Source organism: Paenibacillus sp. 10L310 (genome assembly GCF_056395745.1).
The window spans coordinates 1-441 of record NZ_JBFTKC010000068.1 but is presented as its reverse complement, the minus strand read 5'-3'; the positions used below and the strand labels follow the sequence as shown (position 1 = coordinate 441).

The following is a 441-nucleotide window of genomic DNA, read 5'->3' as shown; positions in this document are numbered from 1 at the left end:
ATGGAGCTAGAATAAAAAGTGGACACCCGTTAACGGACGGAAGGATAATAAGACTAACGGAGGTGTCCACATGGGAGAACAGCGGCAACGATATAACGAAGAATTCAAGAAACAAACGGTCAAATTTATTCAAGAGCAGACGAAGACACTTGGAGATTTGGCAGAAGAACTCAACATTCCAAAAAGTACGTTGCACCAATGGATGAGTAAGTACCGCGAACTAAAACATGAGCCTGTTGCAAGCGTAGATCGAGTGAAGGAACTGGAAGCAGAGCTCCAAGAGATGCGCCGGTTGCTTCAAGAGAAAGAGCACACGCTTGCGGATACACAAGAAGAACTGGCGATTGTAAAAAAAGCAGTGCACATCTTCAGCAAACCAAAGAGCTAAGATTTCAGTTTGTGGAAGACCATCGCTCCGAGTTTTCTTTGGAGAAGATGTGC

The 441-nt window shown here is 44.7% G+C and carries 1 protein-coding gene; it reads left to right on the top strand.

Annotation, left to right across the window (positions count from 1 at the left end):
- The first annotated feature begins 70 nt into the window (after positions 1 to 70).
- A complete protein-coding gene (locus AC1DE7_RS31845) occupies positions 71 to 388 on the top strand; it encodes a transposase (RefSeq protein ID WP_036673079.1) in 318 nt (105 codons plus the stop codon).
- Positions 389 to 441 lie beyond the last annotated feature (53 nt).